This is a genomic window from Mycobacterium adipatum, from assembly GCF_001644575.1.
GTDB classification, from domain to species: Bacteria; Actinomycetota; Actinomycetes; order Mycobacteriales; family Mycobacteriaceae; genus Mycobacterium; species Mycobacterium adipatum.
On sequence record NZ_CP015596.1, the window covers coordinates 217,353 to 241,347 of the forward strand.

At 68.8% G+C, this 23,995-nt stretch carries 21 protein-coding genes; 11 read left to right on the forward strand and 10 right to left on the reverse strand.

Annotation, left to right across the window (positions count from 1 at the left end):
• Positions 1–25: 25 nt before the first annotated feature.
• On the reverse strand, positions 26–1,081 hold the full coding sequence (locus tag A7U43_RS00990) for an NAD(P)H-dependent amine dehydrogenase family protein (protein ID WP_197500011.1): 1,056 nt from the start codon (positions 1,079–1,081) through the stop codon (positions 26–28).
• Positions 1,082–1,391: 310 nt separating this feature from the next.
• On the opposite strand from A7U43_RS00990, the gene A7U43_RS00995 reads away from it, so the two are divergent.
• From A7U43_RS00995 to A7U43_RS01005, 3 genes are all read left to right on the forward strand, one after another.
• Entirely contained in the window at positions 1,392–3,227 is a 1,836-nt protein-coding gene (locus A7U43_RS00995) for an acyl-CoA dehydrogenase (RefSeq protein WP_067990078.1), read from the forward strand.
• Positions 3,228–3,352: 125 nt separating this feature from the next.
• The gene (locus tag A7U43_RS01000) at positions 3,353–3,952 is read left to right on the forward strand and encodes a ClpP family protease (RefSeq protein ID WP_067990081.1); all 600 of its coding nucleotides are present in this window, start codon (positions 3,353–3,355) and stop codon (positions 3,950–3,952) included.
• Positions 3,949–4,539: a ClpP family protease gene (locus tag A7U43_RS01005; RefSeq protein ID WP_067990084.1), complete on the forward strand. Its 591-nt coding sequence runs from the start codon at positions 3,949–3,951 to the stop codon at positions 4,537–4,539. Before A7U43_RS01000 ends, A7U43_RS01005 begins: the two co-directional genes overlap by 4 nt.
• Here A7U43_RS01005 and A7U43_RS01010 read toward each other — a convergent pair.
• Together A7U43_RS01010 and A7U43_RS01015 are read right to left on the reverse strand one after the other, a co-directional pair.
• A complete protein-coding gene (locus A7U43_RS01010) occupies positions 4,536–4,859 on the reverse strand; it encodes a helix-turn-helix domain-containing protein (protein WP_067990090.1) in 324 nt (107 codons plus the stop codon). The genes A7U43_RS01005 and A7U43_RS01010 overlap by 4 nt on opposite strands.
• Positions 4,860–5,080: 221 nt before the next feature.
• Complete coding sequence (locus A7U43_RS01015) at positions 5,081–6,001, reverse strand: TIGR03564 family F420-dependent LLM class oxidoreductase (RefSeq protein WP_067990095.1); 921 nt, start codon at positions 5,999–6,001, stop codon at positions 5,081–5,083.
• Between the two features lie 24 nt (positions 6,002–6,025).
• Between A7U43_RS01015 and A7U43_RS01020 the strand changes: the two genes are divergently transcribed.
• Positions 6,026–7,132, forward strand: coding sequence for a TDT family transporter (locus A7U43_RS01020; RefSeq protein WP_067990099.1), 1,107 nt, complete (start codon positions 6,026–6,028; stop codon positions 7,130–7,132).
• 211 nt (positions 7,133–7,343) lie between these two features.
• Here the strand turns inward: A7U43_RS01020 and A7U43_RS01025 are convergent, their stop codons facing one another.
• A complete protein-coding gene (locus A7U43_RS01025; RefSeq protein ID WP_067990102.1) occupies positions 7,344–8,645 on the reverse strand; it encodes an acetyl-CoA C-acetyltransferase in 1,302 nt (433 codons plus the stop codon).
• Positions 8,646–8,691: 46 nt separating this feature from the next.
• On the opposite strand from A7U43_RS01025, the gene A7U43_RS01030 reads away from it, so the two are divergent.
• Genes A7U43_RS01030 through A7U43_RS01040 form a run of 3 tightly spaced genes read left to right on the forward strand, consistent with a single transcriptional unit; the run spans position 8,692 to position 11,981 of the window.
• The gene (locus A7U43_RS01030; protein WP_067990105.1) at positions 8,692–10,044 is read left to right on the forward strand and encodes a 3-oxoacyl-ACP reductase; all 1,353 of its coding nucleotides are present in this window, start codon (positions 8,692–8,694) and stop codon (positions 10,042–10,044) included.
• Positions 10,044–10,886 carry a MaoC/PaaZ C-terminal domain-containing protein gene (locus tag A7U43_RS01035; protein WP_067990108.1) on the forward strand — a complete coding sequence of 281 codons (843 nt, stop codon included), beginning with the start codon at positions 10,044–10,046 and terminating at the stop codon, positions 10,884–10,886. The genes A7U43_RS01030 and A7U43_RS01035 overlap by 1 nt, the downstream gene beginning before the upstream one ends.
• Positions 10,887–10,895: 9 nt before the next feature.
• Positions 10,896–11,981 carry a methyltransferase gene (locus A7U43_RS01040; RefSeq protein ID WP_067990111.1) on the forward strand — a complete coding sequence of 362 codons (1,086 nt, stop codon included), beginning with the start codon at positions 10,896–10,898 and terminating at the stop codon, positions 11,979–11,981.
• A 12-nt stretch (positions 11,982–11,993) separates the two neighbouring features.
• Here A7U43_RS01040 and A7U43_RS01045 read toward each other — a convergent pair whose 3' ends face one another.
• From A7U43_RS01045 to A7U43_RS01055, 3 genes are read right to left on the reverse strand one after another with little or no spacing between them, the layout of a single operon-like run.
• The gene (locus A7U43_RS01045) at positions 11,994–12,596 is read right to left on the reverse strand and encodes a TetR/AcrR family transcriptional regulator (protein ID WP_067990114.1); all 603 of its coding nucleotides are present in this window, start codon (positions 12,594–12,596) and stop codon (positions 11,994–11,996) included.
• 19 nt (positions 12,597–12,615) lie between these two features.
• Positions 12,616–13,776 (reverse strand): glycoside hydrolase family 3 N-terminal domain-containing protein, encoded by a 1,161-nt coding sequence (locus A7U43_RS01050; protein ID WP_067990117.1) that lies wholly within the window; start codon positions 13,774–13,776, stop codon positions 12,616–12,618.
• A gap of 40 nt (positions 13,777–13,816) precedes the next feature.
• A complete protein-coding gene (locus A7U43_RS01055; RefSeq protein WP_156525803.1) occupies positions 13,817–14,110 on the reverse strand; it encodes a hypothetical protein in 294 nt (97 codons plus the stop codon).
• A gap of 31 nt (positions 14,111–14,141) precedes the next feature.
• On the opposite strand from A7U43_RS01055, the gene A7U43_RS01060 reads away from it, so the two are divergent.
• Positions 14,142–14,315: a DUF2613 domain-containing protein gene (locus A7U43_RS01060; RefSeq protein ID WP_067990124.1), complete on the forward strand. Its 174-nt coding sequence runs from the start codon at positions 14,142–14,144 to the stop codon at positions 14,313–14,315.
• On the forward strand, positions 14,293–18,501 hold the full coding sequence (locus tag A7U43_RS01065) for an alpha-(1->3)-arabinofuranosyltransferase (protein WP_197499940.1): 4,209 nt from the start codon (positions 14,293–14,295) through the stop codon (positions 18,499–18,501). The genes A7U43_RS01060 and A7U43_RS01065 overlap by 23 nt, the downstream gene beginning before the upstream one ends.
• Here the strand turns inward: A7U43_RS01065 and A7U43_RS01070 are convergent.
• Together A7U43_RS01070 and A7U43_RS01075 are read right to left on the reverse strand one after the other, a co-directional pair.
• Complete coding sequence (locus tag A7U43_RS01070) at positions 18,473–19,543, reverse strand: PDR/VanB family oxidoreductase (RefSeq protein ID WP_067990127.1); 1,071 nt, start codon at positions 19,541–19,543, stop codon at positions 18,473–18,475. The two genes, A7U43_RS01065 and A7U43_RS01070, sit on opposite strands and share 29 nt — an antisense overlap.
• Positions 19,540–20,436, reverse strand: coding sequence for a metal-dependent hydrolase (locus tag A7U43_RS01075; RefSeq protein ID WP_067990129.1), 897 nt, complete (start codon positions 20,434–20,436; stop codon positions 19,540–19,542). The genes A7U43_RS01070 and A7U43_RS01075 overlap by 4 nt, the downstream gene beginning before the upstream one ends.
• An 86-nt stretch (positions 20,437–20,522) precedes the next feature.
• Here A7U43_RS01075 and A7U43_RS01080 point away from each other — a divergent pair, with 86 nt between their 5' ends.
• The gene (locus A7U43_RS01080; RefSeq protein ID WP_067990132.1) at positions 20,523–21,500 is read left to right on the forward strand and encodes a phosphotriesterase family protein; all 978 of its coding nucleotides are present in this window, start codon (positions 20,523–20,525) and stop codon (positions 21,498–21,500) included.
• Here the strand turns inward: A7U43_RS01080 and A7U43_RS01085 are convergent.
• Positions 21,494–22,660: an acyltransferase family protein gene (locus A7U43_RS01085; protein ID WP_067990135.1), complete on the reverse strand. Its 1,167-nt coding sequence runs from the start codon at positions 22,658–22,660 to the stop codon at positions 21,494–21,496. The two genes, A7U43_RS01080 and A7U43_RS01085, sit on opposite strands and share 7 nt — an antisense overlap.
• Positions 22,661–22,747: 87 nt before the next feature.
• Here A7U43_RS01085 and pgfA point away from each other — a divergent pair, with 87 nt between their 5' ends.
• On the forward strand, positions 22,748–23,959 hold the full coding sequence (pgfA, locus tag A7U43_RS01090) for a cell envelope lipid trafficking protein PgfA (protein WP_067990136.1): 1,212 nt from the start codon (positions 22,748–22,750) through the stop codon (positions 23,957–23,959).
• The last annotated feature ends 36 nt before the right edge of the window (positions 23,960–23,995 follow it).

Sequence of the window (23,995 nt, forward strand, 5' to 3'; positions counted from 1 at the left end):
GTGAATCTCGTTGGGAGTGCTGGGCCTAGGCCCAGCGCGTCGCTTCCACCTCGGGAGGCAACGCCGAGCGCAGCGGCACATCGAGCCCGTCGTAGATCCCGGCGGGCTGGGTGGCCAGCCAGTCGATGGCACCGAGCAGTCGGTTGGCGGCGGTGGTGTTCCCGCCGTCGGCCCGGGTGCCGCCGGGTACGTCGGCGCGGGTGGTGATGGTCAGCTGCGGGTCACCGTCGACGATCACGCGATGATCACCGACGCCCTCGTCGGGCTGCGGCCAGTCCGGGGCGCAGCCGGGGTGGATACGGGTGATGTGCTCGATGATCACCCGTTGCCGCCCGCCGGACCAGCCGATCACCTTGAGGAAGAACGCGCCCTGGGTGCCCTTCTCGAACGGTCCCATCACCGTGTCGACGGTCTCCTCCAGCGGTAGCCGCTCGACCTCCTCGGTGATCTCCTCGATCTCGATGCCCAGGCCGCGCCCGATCAGCCGGACGTTGCCGCCCCACACCATGGTGGGGATGGACGGCAACAACATCATCGGCGTCTCGGCCATCGACGCACCGAACCCACACGACACCTTCACCGCGAACGGTTGGTTGTAGGTCGAGTAGTCGAAGATCTCCTGGCAGGTGATCGTCTTGATGCGGGTGCACAGGCTGGCTGCCGTCACCGCCAGCGCGTCATTGCCCCAGCCGGGGTCGACGCCGGACACCAACAGGCTCGCGCCGCCGGCGCGGGCGGCGGCGGTGAGCCGCTGCACCCACTCCGGGGGCGCCGAACGCGGATCGTAGAGCGAGTACAGCGATGGGGTGACCACGTGGCAACCGGCCCGCAGGGCGCGTTCGATATCGGTGATCGCCTCGTCGGGCCGGATGTCCCCGGAGGCCATGTAGGCAACGGCGTCGCCGGCGGTGAGGGCGGCGTCCACCGCGGCGGGATCGCTCACCGCGAGCACCCCGGTGTCGGTGTCCAGTCCGGCGAAGGTGGCGGCGTCCCGGCCGGTTTTCTCGGCCGAGGACGTGATCAGCCCGCTCAGGCTCAGACCCGGGAACCCCACCGTCGACCGGATGGCGGTCGCACCCATATTGCCGGTTCCCCATACCACCACACGCCTCATCCGCCTCACTCTAGAGGGCGCGGCGGCGTCAGCGTGGCAAGCATCACATCGCGACGAAAAGCTCAGCTCAGCGCCCATTTAGCGGGCCGGTACAACGCCCAATCAACCACCGGGTTGGTACGCCGGCGACAATTTGCTCCCAACCACTTTGCGCGGGGGTTACTCGGCGGTATAGTTCACGGCAGTTACTGGTGGGTAACTTAGTGCAGTCCAGCCGCAAGTACCCAACCGCCACACGTACCACCTGCTTCAGACCCAATCTCATTGAGGAGACACTGTGAGTCACTACAAGAGCAACGTCCGCGACCAGGTATTCGCCTTGTTCGATGTGCTCGGTCTCGACAAGGCGCTCGGCGCCGGCAGCTTTGCCGATCTGGATGCCGACACCGCCCGCGAGATGATCAACGAGATGGCGCGTCTGGCCGAGGGGCCGATCGCCGAGTCGTTCGCCGACGGCGACCGCAACCCGCCGGTCTTCGACCCGGCCACCCACACCGTCAAACTGCCCGAGTCCTTCAAGAAGTCGGTCAACGCGACCATCGAAGGTGGCTGGAACAAGGTCGCCCTCGACGAGGAGCTCGGCGGCATGCCCGCCCCCAAGGCGCTGCTGTGGGCCATCAACGAGCACATCCTCGGCGCCAATCCCGCCGTCTGGATGTACGCCGGCGGCGCCGGATTCGCGCAGATCTTCGCGCACAACGGCACCGATGAGCAGAAGAAGTGGGCGGCCATCGCCGCGGAGAACAACTGGGGCGCCACCATGGTGCTGACCGAGCCGGACGCCGGCTCCGACGTCGGCGCCGGGCGCACCAAGGCGGTCCAGCAGCCCGACGGCACCTGGCACATCGACGGCGTGAAGCGCTTCATCACCTCCGCCGACGCCGACGATCTCTTCCCGAACATCGCCCACCTGGTACTGGCCCGCCCCGAGGGCGCCGGCCCCGGCACCAAGGGTCTGTCGCTGTTCTTCGTGCCGAAGTTCCACTTCGACAAGGAGACCGGTGAGCTCGGCGAGCGCAACGGCGTCTTCGTCACCAACGTCGAGCACAAGATGGGCCTGAAGGTCTCGGCCACCTGTGAGCTGACCTTCGGCCAGCACGGTGTCCCGGCCGTCGGCTGGCTCGTCGGCGAGGTGCACAACGGCATCGCGCAGATGTTCGATGTCATCGAACAGGCCCGGATGATGGTGGGCACCAAGGCCATCGCCACCTTGTCGACCGGCTACCTGAACGCCCTGGAGTACGCCAAGGAGCGCGTGCAGGGTGCCGATCTGACCCAGATGACCGACAAGACCGCGCCGCGCGTGACCATCACCCACCACCCCGATGTGCGTCGCTCGCTGATGACCCAGAAGGCCTACGCCGAGGGCATGCGCGCGCTGTACATGTACACCGCGACCTTCCAGGACGCCGAGGTGGCCAAGGCGCTGCACGATGTGGACGCCGACCTGGCGGTGCGGGTCAACGACCTGCTGCTGCCGGTGGTCAAGGGCTTCGGCTCCGAAACCGCCTATGCCAAGCTCACCGAGAGCCTGCAGACCCTGGGTGGTTCGGGCTTCCTGCAGGACTACCCGATCGAGCAGTACATCCGCGACGCCAAGATCGACTCGCTCTACGAGGGCACCACCGCGATCCAGGCGCAGGACTTCTTCTTCCGCAAGATCATCCGCGACAAGGGCCAGGCGCTGGCCTACCTCTCCGGCGAGATCGACACCTTCGTGAAGAACGCGACCGGTAACGGCCGCCTGAAGGCCGAGCGCGCACTGCTGGCGACCGCCCTGGAAGATGTGCAGGGCATGGCCGCCACCCTGACCGGCTACCTGATGGCCTCGCAGGAGGATCCCGCCGCCATCTACAAGGTGGGCCTGGGTTCGGTGCGTTTCCTCATGAGCGTCGGCGATCTGGTCATCGGCTGGCTGCTGCAGCGTGAAGCCGCCGTGGCGATCGAGAAGCTCGACGCCGGTGCCACCGGTGCGGACAAGGCGTTCTACGAGGGCAAGATCGGCGCCGCGTCGTTCTTCGCCAAGAACTTCCTGCCGCTGCTGACCAGCACCCGCACAGTGGTCGAAGCGATCGACAACGAAGTGATGGAGCTCGACGAAGCAGCGTTCTGAGTTCCTGAGTTCTCAAAGACCAAGGACCCCCGGCGATCCCGGGGGTCCTTGCGTTTCCTCCCCCGCCGTTCTGCTCACAGCAGCACCGCGGGCGCGACGGGCATCCGTTGCGGCACAGTCGAGCCATGACCGAGAAACCACCACTGTTCGGCCGGAAGCTACGCGAAGACCTGTACCGCAAGCGGGTGCTGGTGCTCGACGGCGCACTCGACGATGACAACGGCACCGTCCTCGTCGCGCAACTGCTCACGCTCGCCGCCGATTCCGATGACGATATCGCCCTGTGGATTCACTCCCCCGGCGGTTCCGTGCCCGCCATGCTCGCGATCCGCGATGTGATGCGACTCATCCCGGCCGACGTGTGCACCGTGGCGCTCGGACTCGCCTGCAGCGCAGGGCAATTCCTGCTCTCGGCCGGCACCCCGGGTAAGCGTCTGGCGCTGCCGCACGCACGCATCCTGATGCACCAGGGCTCGGCGGGCATCGCCGGTTCGGCGGTCGAGGTCGAAGTGCAGGCCGACGATCTGCGGCACACCCGCGACACCGTGCTGGGGATCATCGCCGCCGACACCGGCCAGCACGTCGAGCGCATCTTCACCGACTCGCTGCACGATCGCTGGTTCACCGCCGAGCAGGCACGCGACTACGGATTCATCGACCACATCGTCGGCGACTTCACCCAGGTGGCGCCGAATCGCAAGCAGCAGTTGGGAATACACGCATGACCAGCTATACGATCCCCAATGTCATCGCTCGCAGCGCGTCGGGTGAGCGCATCATGGACGTCTACTCGCATCTGCTCACCGAACGCATCGTCTATCTGGGCACCGCCATCGATGCCGGTGTCGCCAATGTGCTCATCGCCCAGTTGTTGCATCTGGAGGCCGACAACCCGGAGCAGGAGATCGGGCTGTACATCAACTCCGAGGGCGGCGATCTGTCGGCGATGCTCGCCGTCTACGACACCATGCGCTTCATCAAGGCACCGGTGGCCACGACGTGCATCGGCCAGGCGGTGGCCACCGGGGCAGTATTGCTGGCCGCCGGCGAGCCGGGTCGGCGTGCGGTCCTGCCGCATTCCCGGGTGGTGTTGCATCAGCCGGCGGCGCAGGGCCGGGGCACCATCCCGGATCTGATCCTGCAGGCCGACGAGGTGGTCCGGACCCGAAACCAGCTGGAGGCCATCCTGGCCCGGCACACCGGGCGCAGCGTCGAGCAGTTGCGGCACGACACCGACCGGGACCGGGTGTTCGACGCCGACGGCGCGGTGGACTACGGGCTGGCCGACCGGGTGCTGGATCAGCGGGCTTAGGCGGCCAGCAGGGTGGGGCCGCCGGCTCTGGTCTGCTGGCGCCGGGTCAGATCCGCCGAGATGCCGCCGAGCAGCCGCCCGAGGTCGATGTTCAGCGCACCGCACACCGCCGCGATCATCTCGCTCGACGGTTCCTTGCGGCCGCGCTCGATCTCGGAGAGGTACTGCGGCGACACCCCGGCACGAGCCGCGACGTCGACCAGCCGGGCGCCGCGGCGCCGGCGGGTGTCGCGCAACCGGCGGCCGAGTACCTCACGCCAGAGCGGTTCGGGCTCGCGCGCGGGCCGGCGGTCCGGGTGGATAGCGATGATGTCGCCCATCCCAGCATCTTGGCCGCTCGCGCCCGGCTGTCCTCGGTTGTTCGCCAGCGGCAGAAAAAGGGCGGGTTCGGGAGGACGGTCTTTCGACCTTGAGGGCGTCCTCACATACCTTTCGGTATCTCGCGCGGCCGGAGTTTCACCTCGTTCCGGCTCTTTGGATCTGTCACTCCCGAACCCGTCGTGCGGTCGACTGTACGCCTGTGACGACAATCACACCAGGCCTAATTTCCGGGGGTGTCCAGCGCCCGCAACAACGCCCGCGTACGGTCTCTGACCTCGGGCGATCGGTCGTAGACCACGCCGACGTACTCGTCGACGCCGGCGGCGCGCAGGCCCTCGATCCTGGAGGTCACCGTCTCCTCGTCACCGATGAGAACGGCGTCGGCGGGCCCGGCGTAGCCCTCCCGGTCGAGCATGGCCCGGTAGGACGGCAGCTGACCGTACATCGCGAACTGCTCGGCGGCCTGCGCCCGCGCGCCGTCCACGTCATCGGTCACACTGACCGGCAGCGCGGCCACCACCCGGACGGGGCGGCCGTGGGCGGCGGCCCGCAGCCCCGGGCCCACGTGCTCGGCGAGGGTCTTCGGCCCGGTCATCCAGGTCACCGTGCCCGCGGTACGCCGGCCGGCGATCTTGAGCAGCTGCGGGCCCAACGCCGCGACGTAGACCGGGGGCTGCGGCGCACCGGCGATCTGCAACGCGCCACGCGTGGTGTAGATCTCGCCCGGCGCATCGGCCGCCTCGCCCGCAAGCAGCGGCAAGAGTCCGTCCAGGTACTCGTTGAGCCGCCGTACCGACCGATCCCAGGGAATGCCCCACATGCCCTCGGTGACCGCTGCATGGGTCATCCCCAGCCCGAGGATGAATCGGCCGCCCGCGATCAGGTTCAGGGTCAGCGCGCGCTGCGCCAACTGCATCGGATGCTGGTTCTGGATCGGCACCACGCCGGTGCCGACCTCGATGGTGTCGACCTCGCGCATGGCCACCGCGAGCACGGTCAGCAGGTCCGGCTCGTACGGCATCTGGGTCATCCAGACCCGGCGGAAACCCTCATCACGCAGCTTGGCGAATTCCGACACGACACCGTCGATGAGGGTCGTGCCGCCCGATCCGGACAATGATCCGAGGATGCTGATCTGCATGCCTCCCATGATGCCCGCCGCGCGATGAACGAAACGGAGACCCGGCTGGGGAATTTCGGCCCGAACTGGTTCTCGTCGGTGATGGGGACAGGGATCCTCGTCGTCGCCGGGGCGACGCTGCCGGTACAGCCGCCCGGTCTGCGGGTGTTCACCGAGATTGTCTGGGTGTGCGCGGCCGCACTGCTGGTGGCGCTCGTCGTCGCGGTCAGCGTGCAGTGGTTCCGCCACCCGACCGTCGCCCGCGGGCATGCGCGCAATCCCCAGATGGCGCATTTCTACGGCGCCGCGCCCATGGCCCTACTGACCGTGGGGACGGGCACCATGCTGGTGGGCAAGGACCTGATCGGCGAGAGCCTGGCCGTCGACGTCAACTGGGTGCTGTGGTCGGCGGGCACCATCGGCGGGCTGTACACCGCGGTGTCCATCCCGTATCTGATGTTCACTCAGCTCAACGTGGGGCCCGACGCCGCGTTCGGCGGGTGGTTGATGCCGGTGGTGCCGCCGATGGTGTCGGCCGCGGGCGGGGCGATGCTGATCCCGCATATGGCACCGGGCACCGGGCGGACCACGATGTTCTACGGCTGCCTGGCGATGTTCGGGTTGTCGCTGATCGCCGCGCTCATCATCATCACGATGATCTGGAGCCGGCTGGCGCTGTACGGCACCTCCGGCACGGCGCGGGTGCCGACGTTGTGGATCGTGCTCGGCCCGTTGGGCCAGTCGGTGACGGTGGCGGGCCTGCTGGCGACGCAGGCGCATCTGGCAGTCGCCCCGGAACTCGCCGCCGGGATGGGGATCTTCTCGATCCTGTTCGGGGTGCCGGTGTGGGGATTCTCGGTGTTGTGGATCGCGCTGGCGACCGCGCTGACAGTCCGCACGCTGCGACGCGGGATGCCGTTCGCGCTGACCTGGTGGAGCCTGACGTTCCCGGTGGGCACATTCGTCACCGGCACCACCCAGCTCGCCCTGCACACCGGCCTGCCGGCGTTCAAGGTGGCCGCCGTGGCTGCCTACGCCGGCCTGTTGTGTACCTGGGCGTTGGTCGCGGTCCGCACGGCACGCGGCAGTGTGGCGGGCAGCCTGTTCGCACCGCCCGGCTCCGGACCGGTCACCGCGTCCAAGGACCCGTGACGCACGGCGGGAAAAGAAAGAGCCCCGTGTTGCCGTCGGGTCGGGGGGTCAGACGGCAACACGGAGCTATCCCATGTATCGACGGTGCTCCGGCGAGCGTTACAGCTCGGCGGAAACTTTTTTTCGCACACTTCTGAGCCGGGCCGAAACAGCATTCCAGCAGGAAAAACGCGAGTGGGCCCCGTCCGGAATGCTGTTTCGGCGGTCGGGCCTAGGCCTCCAGGATGGCCGTCACGCCCTGCCCACCCGCGGCGCAGACCGAGATGAGGCCGCGCACCGGCTTGCCGGTCTCCTTCTTCTTCTCGGCCAGCTGCTTGGCCAACTGCGCGACGATGCGCCCGCCGGTGGCGGCGAACGGGTGCCCGGCGGCCAGCGAGGATCCGTTGACGTTGAGCTTGCTGCGGTCGATGGCGCCCAGCGGCGCGTCCAGCCCGAGCCGGCCCTTGCAGTAGTCCGGTGACTCCCAGGCCGCCAGGGTGGCCAGCACCACCGAGGCGAACGCCTCGTGGATCTCGTAGAAGTCGAAATCCTGCAGCGTCAGACCGTTGCGGGCGAGCAGTCGCGGCACCGCGTAGGTCGGGGCCATCAGCAGCCCGTCGGGACCGTTGACGTAGTCGACCGCGGCGGTCTCGCCGTCGACGAAGTAGGCCAGCACCGGGACGTCGTGTTCGGCGGCCCACTCCTCGGATGCCAGCAGCGCCACCGACGCGCCATCGGTCAGCGGCGTGGAGTTGCCCGCGGTCATCGTCGCGTCACCATTGCGGACGCCGAAGACGGGTTTGAGTTTGGCCAGCTTTTCCGCCGACGAGTCGGCGCGCAGATTGTTGTCGCGGTAGACGCCGAGGAACGGGGTGACCAGGTCGTCGAAGAAACCGCGGTCATAGGCGGCCGCCATGTTGCGGTGGCTGGCCGCGGCCAGTTCGTCCTGGTCGACCCGCTTGATGCCCATTTCCTTGGCGGTGATGGCCGCATGTTCGCCCATCGACAGTCCGGTGCGGGGCTCGCCGTTGGTGGGGATCTCGACACCGAGGGCGGCAGGCAACTTGCCGACGAGCTTGAGCCGGTCGAGGTTGGACTTGGCCCGACGCACGCTCAGCAGCACACCGCGCAGATCGTCACCGAAGGCGATCGGCGCATCGGAGGTGGTGTCCACGCCGCCGGCGGCGGCCACCCGGTACCGGCCGCGGGCGATACCGTCGGCGGCGACGATCGCCGCCTGCAGACCGGTGCCGCAGGCCTGCTGCAGGTCGAAGGCCGGGGTGTACGGCGACAGCGAGCTGCCCAGCACACACTCGCGCATCAGATTGAAGTCGCGGCTGTGCTTGAGCACCGCACCGCCGATGACCGCGTCGAGCTTCTCGCCGCGCAGACCGAACCGGTCGGCGAGACCGTCGAGGACGGCGGTGAACATGTCCTGGTTGGAGGCGTTCGCGTAGGCGCCGTCGGAGCGGACGAAAGGGATCCGGTTTCCACCGAGCACGGCGACGCGGCGGTCATTGGTTTGTGAAGGCATGACCCAAGGTTACCCGCAAACCTTACTCTGGAGTAAGTTAGTCCCCATGGCTTCCGACGTGTTCTCCCAAGTCGTCAATTCCGGGCCCGGATCGTTCCTGGCCAAACAACTCGGCGTCCCGCAGCCCGAAGAGCTGCGCCGCTATCGCCCCGGCCAGCCGCCGCTCGCCGGATCGCTGCTGATCGGGGGTTCGGGCCGGGTGGTGGAACCGCTGCGCGCCGCCCTCGCCGACGACTATGACGTCGTCTCCGACAACATCGGCGGACGGTGGGCCGACTCGTTCGGCGGGTTGGTGTTCGACGCCACCGGCATCACCGAACCGGCCGACCTCAAAGAGCTGTACAAGTTCTTCACCCCGGTGCTGCGCAACCTCGGCGCCTCCGGCCGGGTCGTGGTCGTCGGGACCGAGCCCTCGGCATCGCTGTCCGCCCACGAGCACATCGTGCAGCGCGCCCTGGAAGGCTTCACCCGGTCGCTGGGCAAGGAACTGCGGCGCGGCGCCACCGTATCGCTGGTCTACCTGGCCGCCGACGCCGACGCCGGTGCCTCCGGCCTGGAATCGACGCTGCGCTTCATCCTGTCCGGCAAGTCCGCATACGTCGACGGGCAGGTGTTCCGGGTCGGCGCGGCCGCCTCGCAGGCGCCCGCCGACTGGGACAAGCCGCTGGCCGGCAAAGTCGCCGTGGTGACCGGTGCCGCCCGCGGTATCGGCGCGACCATCGCCGAGGTCTTCGCCCGCGACGGTGCCGCGGTGGTGGCCGTGGACGTACCGCAGGCCGAAGAGGCGCTGAAGGAGACCGCGGCCAAGGTCGGCGGCACCGCATTGGCACTCGACGTCACCGCCCCCGACGCGGTGGACCAGATCGTCGCGCACCTGGGCGAGCACCATGGCGGCACGGTCGACGTGCTGGTCAACAACGCCGGCATCACCCGCGACAAGCTGCTCGCCAACATGGACGAGCCGCGCTGGGATTCGGTGATCGCGGTGAATCTTGTTGCGCCGCTGACCCTTACCGAAGGCCTGGTGGCCGCCGGCGCCCTGTCCGAAGGCGGCCGGGTGATCGGCCTGTCCTCGATGGCCGGTATCGCGGGCAACCGTGGCCAGACCAACTACGCCGCGACCAAGGCCGGCATGATCGGCATCGTCGAAGCCCTCGGGCCTACCCTGGCCGAGAAGGGCATCACCATCAATGCCGTCGCCCCCGGTTTCATCGAGACCAAGATGACCGAGGCCATCCCGCTGGCCACCCGCGAGGTGGGCCGCCGGCTGAACTCGTTGTTCCAGGGCGGACAGCCCGTCGACGTCGCCGAGACCATCGCCTACTTCGCCAGCCCGGCGTCGAATGCGGTCACCGGCAACACGATCCGGGTCTGCGGCCAAGCCCTGCTGGGGGCGTGATGAGCCAGCCCAACGGTCTGCTGAACATGGCCCGCGCGGTCGCCGGCGCGCTGCCGTTCGTACCGCGTTCCGGCGGCCTCCCCGACCGCACCGTGCACGTGCCCGAACTGCGGATCGACCCCGCCAACGTCGCCGCGTACGCCAACGTCACCGGGTTGCGTTTCGACAATGCCGTGCCCCTGACCTACCCGTTCGCGCTCACCTTCCCGACCATGATGTCGCTGGCCACATCGTTCGATTTCCCCTTCGCGGCAATGGGTTCGGTGCATACCGAGAACCACATCACCGCGCACCGCCCGATCACCGTCAGCGATGCGCTGGACGTGGCCGTGCACGCGGAGAACCTGCGCGAGCACCGCAAGGGTCTACTGGTCGACCTGGTCACCAACATCAAGATCGGCAACGACCTTGCCTGGGAGCAGACCACCACCTTCCTGCACCAACAGCGCACCAGCCTGTCCGATGCGCCACGGCCGGAGCCACCCAAACAGCCGAAGCTGCCGCCACCCAACGCGGTACTCACCTTCACCGCCGGCCAGATCCGCTCGTACGCCTCCATCGGCGGTGACCACAACCCCATTCACACCAGTTCGATCGGCGCCAAGCTGTTCGGCTTCCCGACCGCCATCGCACACGGGATGTTCAGTGCGGCAGCCGTGCTGGCCAATATCGAGGGCCAGCTGCCCGATGCGGTGAAGTACTCGGTGCGGTTCGGCAAGCCGGTACTGCTGCCGGCGCGCGCCGGGCTGTACACCGACCGCGTCGACGGCGGCTGGGAGTTGGCGCTGCGGCACCTGAAGAAGGGATATCCGCACCTTACGGCGTCGGTGACCGCGCTCTAAACTGCGGGGATGGCCGCCACCCGCGTACCTCCCGCCAGCCTCATCCGCGCCGTGGACCGGGTCCGCGACGGCCTCGGCCGGTTGCGCCGGCGCAGCGCTCCCGGGCCCGCGGTACTGCTGGAGCTGATCCTCGGAGCGTGGGTGTCCCAGGGCATCACGGTGGCCGCGGACCTCAAGATCGCCGATGCGCTGGCCGACGGCCCGCTGCGCACAGACGAATTGGCCAAGCGGGTGGGCGCCGACCCGGACGCACTGGCGCGGCTGATGCGCGCGCTGGTCAGCGCCGGGGTGTTCACGGTGCGCCGCGGTCGGTATGCGCTCAATCCGGTCGCCGATGCGCTACGCACCGATGCGCCGGTGTCGATCGCGGCGATGGCCCGGTTCGTGGGTTCGCCCCAGCACCGTGAGCACTGGACCCACTTCACCGAGGCGGTCCGCACCGGGCAGTCGGTGATCCCCACCCTGCGCGGCATGCCGGCGTTCGAATACCTGCACAGCGAGCCGCCATTGGGTGCGGTCTTCAACGACGCGATGACCAGCATGTCGGAATTCGCCATCGACCCGGTGGTCGCCGCCTACGACTTCACCGGGTACGCGACGATCGCCGATGTCGGCGGCGGTCACGGCCGGTTGCTGGCGGCGATCCTCAACGCCGCCCCCGCCGCCCGCGGTGTGCTCTACGACCTGCCGGAGGTCGTGGAGGGTGCACCGGCGGTGTTGGCCCGTTTCGGTGTCACCGAACGGGTGGCGGTGGAGTCGGGATCGTTTTTCGACGCGGTGCCGGCGGGCGCCGACATGTACGTGATGAAGAACGTCATCCACGACTGGGCCGACGCCGAGTCCGTCGCGATCCTCACCAGCGTGCGGGCGGCCGCTCGACCGGGCGCCAAGCTGTTGCTGCTGGAGGCGGTGATCCCCGAACACCACCGCGAGTTCCTGCCCAAGTGGCTGGACATGGAGATGCTGGTGTCGGCCGGTGGGCGCGAACGCACCGAGGCCGAATACCGAGCGCTATATCAGCGGGCCGGGTTCCGGCTGGACCGGGTGGTGCCGACCGTGACACCGTTCAGCCTGATCGAGGGCGTGGCGGTCTAGCGGCTCGGCGGTTCACACCTTGTCACTGGGCTTGCCCTTCAGGCCGCGCCAGAACAGGTTGATCATCAGTTCGGTGGCATCTTGGACGTCGGCGTCACCGGTGCTGACCCGGTCGGCGATGGCCTCACCGGCACCCACCAACGCGACGGCCATCATATTGAAATCGGCGTCCGGTTCCGGGTTTCGGGTACCGGACTGCAACAGCCTGCCGACCAGTTCGATGATCCGCTCGCGACCTTCGCGCACGGTGTGCGCGAAGGCCTGCGAGCTGGTGGCCTGGCTGTACAGCACGATCCACGATGCACGGTTGCTGTCGATATAGCCGAGGAACGCCCCCACGGCGTTGGTCAGCATGTCCTTTGGACTCTGGGTGAAGTCGATCCGGCCGCGCACCTCGTCGACGAACCGGTTCAGCTCACGGTCCAGGCAGGCGCCGAACAGGTCTTCCTTGGAACCGTAGTAGAGGTAGAGCATCGGTTTGGAGATCTGCGCCTCGGCGGCGATCGCATCCATCGACGTCTCGTGATAGCCGTTGATGGAGAACATCTGCACGGCGGCGTCGAGCATCTGCTGCTCGCGCACCGCGCGCGGCAACCGCTTGGTTCCACCGGCCATCGGCACAGAGTACGGGTGATCAGCGACCGCAGTTGGGATTAGGCCCCTTCGAGGCCGCCACCCGCTGCACCGACGCGTCCACCGCGCCCTGGGACAGCTCTCCGGACGCAACCGCCTGCTCGAGGCGGTCCAGCACGGCGGGCACCTCGGCGGTGGTGATCCACAGCGCGATATCGGCGCCGGCTTGCAAGGATTTCAGCACCGCCGCCGCCACTCCGTACTGCTGGTTGATGGCGGCCATGCTGGACAGATCGTCGGTGTACACCACACCGCCGAAGCCGAACTCGGTGCGCAACAGGTTGTAGGCGGCGGGACTCAGGCTGGCCTGCTCACCGCCGGTCAGCCCCGGAACGGCCATATGACCCACCATGACCGCCACCGGCGGCTGGTTGACCAATGTGCGGTAAGGCACCAGATCGCTGGTCTGCAGTTCGGCCAGCGGCGGGGTCGACACGGCGCCGGTATGGGAATCACCCGCTGCGCGACCGTGACCGGGGAAATGCTTGAGCACCGGCAGTACCCCGGCGTCGCGCAGGCCGCGGGCGTAGGCGCCGGCGTACTCGGTCACCGTCTGCGGATCGTCACCGAACGAGCGGTCCCCGATCGCGGCGCTTTCCTGCGTCAGGTCGACGACGGGGGCGAAGTCCACGGTGATACCGAGGCCACGCATGGCCCGGCCACGCTGCAACGCGATCCCGTAGACCTCGTCGGGGGTCTTGGTCTCGGCCAGCTCCCGTGCCGAAGGCTGGCTGCCGATCACACCCGCGAGCCGGGACACCCGGCCACCCTCCTCGTCGACGCTGACCGCCAGCGACAGCGGGCCCGACTGCGCCGCGATATCGGCCAGCGGTGCACCCAGCATCGACTTGTCGGTCCAGCTGCCGATCATGATGCCGCCGACATGCTGATCGGCGACCACCGCGCGCGCGTCGGCCGCGTCGGAGACCCCGACCATCAGCAGCTGCGCGAGCTTGTCCCGGGTCGACATCGTGGCGATATCGCAGGACCGGGGCGCCGGGGCGGCCGGCAGCGGATGGTCGAAGGACGCGTTCGTCGGAACGGCCGGGCCGCTGCTCACCGGAGCCGGTGGGGCGGCCGCTTCCTGCGGCCCGGCCGGCGAGCAGGCCAGCAGGAGACCGGACAGCGCGGTCAGGGCACCGAGTGCGCGCGATATCGACATGGGTCTCGAGACTAGCGGTCCGCGTCCGTCGGGCAGCCGCTCACCAGGTCTGCAGATCGCAGGGAACCCCGCGCGAGCACAGCCAGCTGCGCTCGCCGACGGCCATGATCTCCTCCACCGCGGCGCACAGCGCGTCGAGCACATCGGCGTGCGGGCCGACCCCGAGCGCGGCCCGCACCGCGGGCAGGACCTCCGGTCGGACCGTGACGAGATACTCGTATCCGCCCAGGTGGGCGCGATCGTACCCGGAGAACACCAGCGCACCCGTGCGCTCGTGACGCACCCGCACCGTGCACGTCGCCGAGCGCCAGAACTCCCGCTCCGCTGCACTCACCGCCCCATTCTGACGTGCTAGGTTGGCGGGCATGGAACGGTTCGTCGTGCCCGCAGCGGCCAGCATCGTGGTCGGACTGCTGCTGGGCGCAGCGGCGATCTTCGGCGTGACGCTGATGGTTCAGCAGGACACCAAGCCACCGGTGCAGTCGGGCGACCCCGCGTCCTCGGTGCTCAACCGCGTTGAATACGGCGACCGGGCCTGACCCGGGCGCGCAGTCGGCCGAAGGAACACTCTCACGGCGTTGGCTGTGGCTGGTCGGGTCCGCCGCCCTGATCCTGGCGTTCCTCCAGTCCCCCGGCCTCATCTCGCCGGACACCAAGCTCGATCTCACGGCGAACCCGTTGCGCTTCCTTGCGCGCGCCGCCGACCTGTGGAACAGCGATCTGCCCTTCGGCCAGGCACAGAACCAGGCCTACGGCTATCTGTTCCCGCACGGAGCGTTCTTCCTGGTTGGTGACGCGCTGGGCCTGCCCGGATGGGTGACCCAACGGTTGTGGTGGGCGCTGTTGCTCACCGTCGGGTTCTGGGGTCTGTTGCGGGTGGCTGAAGCGCTCGGTATCGGAAACACCAGCGCACGGGTCATCGCCGCCACCGCGTTCGCGCTGTCCCCGCGGGTACTGACCACGCTGGGCGCCATCTCCTCGGAAACCCTGCCGATGATGCTCGCGCCGTGGGTGCTGCTGCCGGTCATCCGCGCGATGCGCGGCGACGACCGGATCCGCCTGCTGGCCGCCCGCTCGGCGGTTGCCGTCGCCCTGATGGGTGCGGTCAACGCCGTCGCCACCCTGACCGGCTGCCTGGCCGCGATCATCTGGTGGGCCGCCCACCGCCCCAACAAACAGTGGTGGCGCTTCACCGGCTGGTGGGCGCTGTGTACGGCGCTGGCCATCGCGTGGTGGTCGGTGGCCCTGATCATGTTGGGCCGCATCAGCCCTCCTTTCCTGGACTTCATCGAGTCCTCCGGCGTCACCACCCGATGGCTGTCGCTGACCGAGGTGCTGCGCGGCGCGGGCGCCTGGACGCCGTACGTCGCGCCGACCGCCACCGCCGGGTCGACACTGGTCACCAGTTCCGTTGCGGTGCTGGCCACCACACTGGTCGCGGCGGCCGGACTGGCCGGGCTGGCCATGCGCTCCATGCCGTTCCGGGGCCGGCTCATCCTGATCCTCTTCGTCGGCCTGACACTGCTGGCCGTCGGCTACTCGGGCGGGCTGGGTTCCCCGTTCGCCACCGGTGTGCAGTCGTTCCTCGATGCCGACGGCACCCCGCTGCGCAATGTGCACAAGCTTGAGCCGCTGATCCGGCTGCCGCTGGCACTGGGGTTGGCACACCTCCTGAGCCGGATACCGTTACCCGGCAGCGTCTCCCGACCAACCTGGGTGGGTGCCCTCGCGCACCCCGAACGTGACAAGCGGGTCGCCGTCGGTCTCGTCATCCTGACCGCGCTGGCCGCGGGCACCTCGCTGGCCTGGACCGGGCGGCTGACACCGCCGGGCAGTTTCGCGGCGATCCCCGGGTATTGGCACGAGACGGCGGCGTGGCTCGATGCACACAACACCGACCGTGGCCGGGTGCTCGTCGCGCCGGGAGCCCCGTTCGCGACCCAGGTCTGGGGTAACAGTCACGACGAGCCACTGCAGGTGCTGGGCGGCAGCCCGTGGGGGGTGCGCGACTCGATTCCGTTGACCCCACCGGAAACCATCCGCGCCCTCGACGCCGTGCAACGGCTTTTCGCAGCCGGTCAACCCTCGGCGGGCTTGGCCGATACGCTTGCTCAGCAAGGCATTTCGTTTGTCGTGGTACGCAATGACCTGGACCCGGACACCTCCCGGTCGGCACGACCCATCCTGGTACACCGCGCCATCGACGGGTCGCCTGGCCTGACCAGGGTCGCGGAGTTCGGCGATTCCATCGGGCCGGGAACCCTGGACGGGTTCGTCACCGACAGCGGTCTGCGCCCGCGGTATCCGGCGGTCCAGATCTACCGGGTCGACAACGCCCAGCCGGGGCCGTACCTGACCGATCTCGCCGCGATGGCCCGCGTGGACGGCGGCCCGGAAGCCTTGCTGCGCCTTGATGAACGACGTCGGCTCACCGGCCGCGAACCGCTCGGACCGATGCTGCTGACCGCCGATGCGCAACGCGCCGGTGTCGACGCCCCGCTGGTGACGATCACCGACACCCCGCTGGCCCGGGAGACCGACTACGGGCGCGTGGACAACCACTCCTCGGCGGTGCGCACCCCCGACGAACGTCGGCAGACGTTCAACCGGGTGATGGACTACCCCGCCGGCACCGACCCGCTCTACGCACGGTGGACGGGCGGCAAGATCAGTGTGTCCAGCTCGGCGTCGGATTCGACTGCGCTACCCAATGTCTCGCCGTCCTCCGGGCCGGCGGCCGCCATCGATGCCGATTCGTCGACCAGCTGGGTGTCCAATTCGCTGCAGACCGCCGTGGGCCAGTGGATGCAGGTCGACTTCGATCATCCGGTGACCAATGCCGCGGTCACCATCACACCGAGTGCCACCGCCGTCGGGGCGCAGGTGCGCCGTATCGAGGTGTCGACGGTGAACGGAACCACCACCCTGCGTTTCGACGAGCCCGGCAAACCGCTGTCCGCGGCGCTGCCGTTCGGCGAGACACCGTGGATGCGGGTCACCGCCGTGGGCACCGACGACGGCTCACCGGGGGTGCAGTTCGGCATCACCGACCTGTCCGTGACCCAGTACGACGCATCGGGTTTCGCCCACCCGGTCACGCTGCGGCGCACCGTGGACGTGCCCGGCCCGCCGGCGGGATCCGTGGTCGCGCAATGGGATCTCGGCTCCGAGCTGCTGGGCCGCCCGGGGTGCGCGGACGCCCCCGACGGTATCCGCTGCGCGGCCACCATGGCGCTGGCCCCGGAAGAGGCCGTGAACATGAGCCGTACGCTCACCGTGCCGGAGACCACCACCGTGACGCCGACGGTGTGGGTGCGGGCCCGGCAGGGGCCGCGGCTGGCCGATCTGATCAGCACACCCGCGACGGTGCGTTCGGTGGGCGATTCCGATCTGATCGATGTGCTCGGCTCGGCGTACGCCGCCACCGACGGCGACGTACGTACCGCGTGGACGGCGCCGCAAAGCGACGTGCAGTTCAAGAAGCCGCCGACCCTGACGGTGAAACTCCCGGCACCGACCGAGGTCGCCGGAGTGACGCTGACACCGAGTTCCACCGTGCTGCCCGCGCATCCGACGATGGTCGCGGTCGACCTCGGTGCCGGACCGCAGGTCCGCAGGATGAACGGCGACGGCCCGCAGACGCTCGATCTGTTCCCGACCGTGACCGATACGGTGCAATTGTCGATCCTGGACTGGACGGACGTGATCGACCGCACCGCACTGGGTTTCGATCAACTCAAGCCCACCGGTCTGGCCGAGGTGACCGTGCTCGACGGCGCGGCCAACCCGATCGCGGCTGCCCGCCCGAGTGACCGTGACCGACCCGTCACGCTGCCCTGCGGGCGGGGACCGATCATCGGGGTGGCCGGGCAGTTCATCCAGACCTCGGTCACCACCACCGTCGGTGCGCTGCTGGACAACGAGCCGATCGCCGCGAAGCCCTGCCTGCCGGAACCCATCACGTTGCCGGCGGGCCAGCAGGAACTGTTGGTCAGCCCGGGTGAGGCCTTCGTGGTCGACGGTGTGCAGCTGGCCGCTGCCCGTGCCGCAGAACTGCGGCCCGCACCGGTGGTACCGGCGGACATCGGTCAATGGAGCTCGGACCGCCGCGAGGTGCGGGTGGAGTCGGTGGACCACGACCGGGTCATCGTGGTCCCCGAGAGCCGCAACCCCGGCTGGGTCGCCCACACCGCGGACGGCACCGGACTGCGGGCGATCACCGTCAACGGCTGGCAGCAGGGCTGGGTGGTCCCCGCGGGCACCGGCGGCATGGTGAGCCTGACGTTCCCGTCGAACCTGACCTACCGGATCGGGCTGTTCGGGGGGCTGGCCCTGCTGCCGCTACTGGCTTTGCTTGCGCTGCTACCGATCCGGCGGAAGGTCATCGGAGAGCCGGTACGTCCCTGGGCCCCGTCACCGTGGCTCACCGGCGCGGCGGCGCTGGGTGCGGGCGCACTGATCAGCGGTCTCGTCGGTCTGTTGGTGGTGGCGGGGGCGATCGGCGCCCGGCATCTGTCGGCGGGCTGGGGCCTCTCGGAGAAACTCACCATCGGGTTCACCGCAGGTGGGCTGATCGCCGCCGGAGCCGTGCTGTCCCGCGAACCGTGGCGTTCGGTCGACGGCTACGTCGGCCACTCGGCCGGCGTGCAGTTCCTCGCCCTGCTCTCGGTGGCCATGCTGGCCGCCAGCACGGTGGTTACAGATCGAGTACGAGACGCGAAGTGAGCGAACGGGATACACATGTCAGCATCGAGGTTTCGCGTTCCTCGGCGGTGAGCCTGTTCTCGCGATGGTCGGGGGTACCCGCCAACACCGCCACCCGACAGGTCCCGCAGAAACCCTGCCGGCACGAGTAGGCGGTCTCGGGGCGATGCCGTACCAGGGCGTCGAGCACGGACTCGTCGGCGGCCACATCGAGCACGTCGCCGGTGCGCGCCAGCTCGATCTCGAACGGCGTGCCGTCACGCACCGGTGGGGCGCTGAAACGCTCGAAATGCAGCGCGGCGGCGCCGGATCGATCGAAGTTCAGGCGCACCGTCTCGATCATCGGCGGCGGTCCGCACACATAGACCGCTCCCCCGGCCGGCGCCTGCCCCAGCAGGTCGTCGGCCGTCGGCACACCGTGTTCGTCGTCGAGGCGGATGGTGACCCGCGTCGGGTCCCAGGAGGCGATCTCGTCGAGGAACGGGATGGTCTCCGCGCTGCGCCCGCAATACACGAAATGCCAGTCTGCGCCCAGTCGTTGCGCCGCCCGCACCATCGGCAGGATCGGGGTGATGCCGATGCCACCGGCGATGTAGAGCGCCCGTTCGTACGGGATGAACGGGAAGCCGTTACGCGGACCACGGACGGTGACCGTGTCGCCGACCCGCAGGTCGTGCATCTCCAGCGAACCCCCGCCGCCGGCCGGAATCTTGCGCACCGCGATGCGGTATCGATCCGCATCCTGTGGGTCGCCGCACAGCGAGTACTGACGCCGTCGGCCCGAGGGCAGGTGTAGGTCGAGGTGACCGCCGGGCTGCCATCCGGGCAGCACATCGCCATCGGGCGCCGAGAAAGTCAGCGCGACAACATCTTTGTCGCGCGCCACGATTTCGCGCCGGGTCAGCACAAGCGCCATCGGGTCGTGCGGCGTGCGCGTCGCCCGCTCGTCGGCGTAGTCGGCCCGGACCACCCGGCTCAACCAGAACCGCTCCAGCAGCGAGACGACGATATTGGTGGCGCGATCGTCGAGCGGCGCACCCAGCGGCGGTGCGGAGCGCTTCATCTCAGCGCGGCCCGCGCGGCGGGTGAGGCGGCCAGGTACGCGACGGCCTGCGCGGTGTCACCGACATCGCCGGGGTGGTAGCGCGGCGAGAAGTACTGCAGCCCACGCCACGTGGTGTGCAGCACCGACGGCGCCACACCGCGGCGCCCGGACCGGATCAGGCCCCGCCAGATCGCCTTGCGCTTACGGGGCGACATGTCGAGGTTCGGATCCACGCGCATCAGGTACCGGGTGGCCTGCCACAGTAAGTACAGCAGCATCGGCCCGGCGACGACCTGCGCCCAGGCCCGGCGTGCATAGTTCTCGTCGAAGTAGCGCAGCACATCATGGGAGACCATGCGGTGCTCCACCTCTTCGGCGCCGTGCCAGCGCAGCAGGTCCACGATGGTCGGGTGCGCGGTCTGGCCGTTGAGTCGCTTCGCGTTGAGCACCCAGTCACCGAGGAACGAGAAGATGTGTTCCAGCGCGGCCATCACCGCCAACCGCTCCACCAGATAGTTGTGCGCCTTGGCGCCGGTCACCTCACGCGGTCCGAGCAGATTGCCGAACACCCAGTGCGCGCGGTCGAGCACCGGGGTGGGGTCGATGCCGTGGGCCTGCAGGTAGTCGTTGATGCCGGTGTGGGCGTTGGCGTGCATGGCCTCCTGACCCATGAACCCGATGACGTCCTCACGCAGTTTCTCGTCGTCGATGAGCGGCAACGCCTCTTTCAGGATGGCGACGAACCACTCCTCGCCCGCGGGGAGCAGCAGGCTCAGCCCGTTGTACAGGTGCGACGCGTAGGGGTCGTTGTACACGCATTGAGCGGGCACGTCGGTGAGGTCGAACTGCACCGCACGCGCGTGCAGGGCGATCGCCGCACCGTCGGGGGTGTCGCTGTCCAACATGTCCATCGGCCAAACGGTACCCGTGGTACCGGGTAGATGTCGATACCGGAGAACCGGCCCCGGCGCCGAAAACGGCCCCTAGCATCGGCGGGATGGCCGAACTGAACACCGCGGCTGGGGTCATCGATGCCGCTGACCTCGGTGTCACCCTGATGCACGAACACGTCTTCATGATGACCACCGAGATCGCCGAGAACTACCCGGAGGCCTGGGGCGACGAGGACCGGCGCGTTGCCGACGCCATCGACCGGCTCAACGAGCTCAAAGCGCGAGGGGTGGACACCGTCGTCGACCTGACGGTCATCGGCCTGGGGCGCTACATCCCCCGGATCGCGCGGGTCGCCGAGGCCACCGAGATCAACATCGTGGTGGCCACCGGCCTCTACACCTACAACGACGTCCCGTTCCGGTTCCACTTCCAGGGACCGGGCACCCTGCTCGACGGCCCCGAGATCATGACCGAGCTGTTCGTCCGCGATATCACCGAAGGCATCGCCGACACCGGCATCAAGGCGGCCATTCTCAAGTGCGCCACCGACGAACCCGGCGTCACGGCGGGGGTGGAGCGGGTGCTGCGCGCGGTGGCCGCCGCCCACCGCGAGACCGGCGTGCCCATCTCGACGCACACCCACGCCGGCACCCGGCGCGGGTTGGAACAGCAGCGCATCTTCGCCGAGGAAGGGGTGGACCTCAGTCGCGTCGTCATCGGGCACTCCGGGGACAGCACCGACCTGGACTACCTGCAGGAGCTCATCGCCGAGGGTTCCTACCTGGGCATGGACCGGTTCGGCATCGACTCGATCCTGCCGTTCGAGCAGCGCGTGGATACGGTGGCGCGCATGTGCGAGCGTGGCCATGCCGAGCGGATGGTGCTCTCACATGACGCCTTCTGCTATTTCGACGCGCTCCCCGAGGAGGTGGTCTCGGTGGGGATGCCCAACTGGCACTACCTGCACATCCATAACGACGTGATCCCGGCGCTGCAGCGGCGCGGGGTCACCGATGAACAGCTGCACACCATGCTGGTCGACAATCCGCGCCGCATCTTCTCCCACGGCGGCGGTTACTGAGCGAGGGTGTCGACGATCGCACTGTCGCGCGGCGCGGCGCGGTGATGCCGGGTCTCCCAGCGGCGCAACGCTTCCCGACACGGTGACTCGACGAGCGCATAGCTGACCGCGGCGATCGCGAATCCGAACACCAACGTCAGCACCAGCACCACCGGCAGATGCCCGTTGAACGGGAAATACCCCATCACCGGGAACACCATGGCGAGCGCGGCCAGGTGCCAGACGAACAGGCCGTAGGACCAGCGGCCCAACGTCACCATCGCCGGGCTGCCCAGTACCCGGTGCGCGGTGTCGGGGGCGTCGAGCACCAACGGGGCCAGCAGCGCTCCCGCCACGATGGCACCCATGGTGATCTTGACGGCGAACTGGCCGACGGTGCCGGGTGTCAGCCCCTCCGGGCCGGCCAGTGGCGAGGCCGCCACCACAAACGCGCCCAGGGCCAGCACCGCCATCAGCAGCCGCCGCCGTGCCAGCCGGTGCGCCCACCCGACCCGGCTCACCGACAGCTCGGCCAGCACGATGCCGGCGGCGAACCAGGAGAAGAACGCCGGCGGCCAGTTCAGCGGATTGACACCGTAGGGCGGGTCGAACGGGATCAGCCCCCAGGCCAGGCTGGCCACCGCCAGGGCGATGACGGCCGGGATGCGGGCGCCCACCGGCAGCCGCCGGGCCAGCAGTGCCAGCACCGGCAGTGCGAGGTAGAAGCAGACCTCCACCGACAGGCTCCACATCTGGGTGAGCCCGGACGTCAGCGTCAGCGGGACGTAGATCTGGGTGAGTGTCAGATTGGCCAGCCAGACCGTCAGGTTGGCATTGGTGTCCGGCATCAGGATCAGGATGACGATCACGGCCACCAGATAGCCGGGCATGATGCGGACCAGCCGGGAGCGCAGGTAGTGCCCGGTCGGTGGGCGGTGCCGCAGGCCCCGCTCGGCCGCGGCGTGGCCGCGCCAGAGCAGGAACCCGGACAACGCGAAGAACACCGCGACGGCCAGATCGAAGCGGCCCAGCAGCCGGCCGCTGACGCCGCCGGTGTTGCCGGTCTGGAATGCCACATGGGTGATGACGACCCCGATGGCGGCGCAGGCCCGCATACCCTCGACGGCGGGCAGGAAGCCACGGGTGGCACCGCTGGTGGTGCGGTCGCCGGGTGCCGTCATGGCGACCAGTGTGCCCGATCTGGATCGTCACAGTTCTCGCCCTCCCGGAGTGCTGTTAGGGTCGTCAGCGACCGAAGGGAGCACGGGTTGAACCGCGCCGTCGCCCTGCGATATGCCGCATGTGGACTTCTGGGGTTGGGTGCTGCCCTGTTGATCGCAGCCCTGCTGCTGTCTACATACACCCACGGCAAGATCGCCAAGATCCCACTCGATCTCGATACCGACCTGATGAGCGAGGGCACCGGCACCGCGCTCGATCCGGCGTCGTTGTCGTCGCCGGAACGCTTCGTCATCGACGAGAACGTTCCGGTGGCCCTGCAACAGCAGCTCAGCGTCGAGGCCCCGGCCAATGCCGACGTGGTGACCCTGCAGGTCGGTAGCTCGCTGCGACGCACCGACAAGCAGCAGGACGAGGGTCTGCTGCTGGCCATGGTCGACACCGTCACGCTGGACCGCGCCACCGCGCTCGCGGTGTCCAGTGACACCAACCCCGGTGGAGCCGTGCAGAAGCCGCGCACCATCGAGGACGACAATCCGCCCACCAATGTCGCGCTGCCGCACGAGGGGCTGTCCTACCGCTTCCCGTTCGACACCGAGAAGAAGACCTACCCGTACTTCGACCCGATCGCGCAGAAGGCGTTCGACGCGAACTACGACGGCGAGGAAGACGTCAACGGACTGACGACGTTCCGGTTCACCCAGAACATCGGCTACGACGCCGACGGCAAGCTGGTCGAGCCGGTCAAGTACGCGTCGCTCTACGACAACGACGAGGACGCCGAAGTGACCGCGCGGGCCTCGCTGTGGGGCGTGGAAGCCGAGAACCCCGAAGATCCGATCACCATGACGCGGTACTACGCCGCCCAACGCACCTTCTGGGTCGATCCGGTGACCGGGACGATCGTGCGGGCCAAGGAGCACGGGTTCCACTACTACGCACGCGAGGCGCTCAAGCCCGAGGTGACCTTCGCCGATTTCACCGTCACCTCCACCGAGGAGACGGTCGAGTCCCAGGTGGCCGCCGCGCGCGATGAGTCCGACCACCTGGCAATGTGGAGCCGGGTGCTGCCGATCACCTTCACCGCGCTGGGTCTGGTGACCCTGGTGGGTGGCGTACTGCTGGGATCGTTCGCGCTGCGCGCCGAGTCGGCGCTGATCGATCCGGGGATGGACGGAACGGACCGCGGGTTCTTCGGGCGCCGCGACGACGAGTCCGGGCCGATGCCGGCCGCCGAGGCGCAGACCGAGAAGATCCCGACCCGCCGGCCCACCGACCTGCCGCCGGACCGGCCGGTCTGACCGCTCCCGCCGCACCGGCCGCCGCCGCCCGGCGGT

Bases quoted from the DNA above. Each gene is read 5' to 3' on its own strand.
- A7U43_RS01000 (WP_067990081.1), top strand. From the start codon at position 3,353: ATGACCGAGAAACCACCACTGTTCGGCCGGAAGCTACGCGAAGACCTG.
- A7U43_RS01060 (WP_067990124.1), top strand. From the start codon at position 14,142: ATGGAACGGTTCGTCGTGCCCGCAGCGGCCAGCATCGTGGTCGGACTG.
- A7U43_RS01035 (WP_067990108.1), top strand. From the start codon at position 10,044: ATGAGCCAGCCCAACGGTCTGCTGAACATGGCCCGCGCGGTCGCCGGC.
- A7U43_RS01015 (WP_067990095.1), bottom strand. From the start codon at position 6,001: ATGCAGATCAGCATCCTCGGATCATTGTCCGGATCGGGCGGCACGACC.
- A7U43_RS01005 (WP_067990084.1), top strand. From the start codon at position 3,949: ATGACCAGCTATACGATCCCCAATGTCATCGCTCGCAGCGCGTCGGGT.
- A7U43_RS01025 (WP_067990102.1), bottom strand. From the start codon at position 8,645: ATGCCTTCACAAACCAATGACCGCCGCGTCGCCGTGCTCGGTGGAAAC.
- A7U43_RS01045 (WP_067990114.1), bottom strand. From the start codon at position 12,596: ATGGCCGGTGGAACCAAGCGGTTGCCGCGCGCGGTGCGCGAGCAGCAG.
- A7U43_RS01030 (WP_067990105.1), top strand. From the start codon at position 8,692: ATGGCTTCCGACGTGTTCTCCCAAGTCGTCAATTCCGGGCCCGGATCG.
- A7U43_RS01075 (WP_067990129.1), bottom strand. From the start codon at position 20,436: ATGGACATGTTGGACAGCGACACCCCCGACGGTGCGGCGATCGCCCTG.
- A7U43_RS01010 (WP_067990090.1), bottom strand. From the start codon at position 4,859: ATGGGCGACATCATCGCTATCCACCCGGACCGCCGGCCCGCGCGCGAG.
- A7U43_RS00990 (WP_197500011.1), bottom strand. From the start codon at position 1,081: ATGGGTGCGACCGCCATCCGGTCGACGGTGGGGTTCCCGGGTCTGAGC.
- A7U43_RS01080 (WP_067990132.1), top strand. From the start codon at position 20,523: ATGGCCGAACTGAACACCGCGGCTGGGGTCATCGATGCCGCTGACCTC.
- A7U43_RS01020 (WP_067990099.1), top strand. From the start codon at position 6,026: ATGAACGAAACGGAGACCCGGCTGGGGAATTTCGGCCCGAACTGGTTC.
- A7U43_RS01085 (WP_067990135.1), bottom strand. From the start codon at position 22,660: ATGACGGCACCCGGCGACCGCACCACCAGCGGTGCCACCCGTGGCTTC.
- A7U43_RS01070 (WP_067990127.1), bottom strand. From the start codon at position 19,543: ATGAAGCGCTCCGCACCGCCGCTGGGTGCGCCGCTCGACGATCGCGCC.
- A7U43_RS01040 (WP_067990111.1), top strand. From the start codon at position 10,896: ATGGCCGCCACCCGCGTACCTCCCGCCAGCCTCATCCGCGCCGTGGAC.
- A7U43_RS01050 (WP_067990117.1), bottom strand. From the start codon at position 13,776: ATGTCGATATCGCGCGCACTCGGTGCCCTGACCGCGCTGTCCGGTCTC.